This is a genomic window from Aromatoleum evansii (assembly GCF_012910805.1).
Lineage (GTDB): Bacteria > Pseudomonadota > Gammaproteobacteria > Burkholderiales > Rhodocyclaceae > Aromatoleum > Aromatoleum evansii.
Genome location: NZ_WTVK01000238.1, coordinates 1 through 435, shown reverse-complemented (window position 1 = coordinate 435; position 435 = coordinate 1). Strand labels below are relative to the sequence as shown.

The 435-nt window shown below is 63.7% G+C and carries 1 protein-coding gene; it reads left to right on the top strand.

All coding sequences use genetic code 11. The features are described from left to right. Positions 1-435 (top strand): hypothetical protein (locus GO615_RS28105; RefSeq protein WP_169133097.1); only part of this gene is annotated, 435 nt, incomplete at both ends.

Here is a 435-nt window from a genome sequence, read left to right as displayed (position 1 = left end):
ACTTCGGACGGCATCACCTATCAAGGTGCGGACGGCACCTTGCTCAATCTGGCGAGCGCCTCGATTGTCGATACTTCGGGCAATACAAAGATCGCGAGCGGCGTTTCGATCGGTGCCACATCGTTCGTGGGTGAGGCCGGAGCCGTGGTCGATCTGACCGGCGGCGGCACGCTGACCGGCGCGGGTTTCATCTCCGGCCGGGGTGGCTCGGTCGATGTGCTGAAGACGGTACTCGTCAACGCCAACCCGATCAACAATTACAGTGCGACCGGCAACAAGGTCTACGCCATCCTGCCTGGTTACGCGGCGAACTATGCTCCGGCGATCGCGAGCAATGGCGCAGGCGATCCTGCGATCGGCCAGCAGATCACGCTGTCCACGGGCGTGCCGGGGTTGCCTGCGGGCACCTACACGCTGCTGCCCTCGAGCTATGCG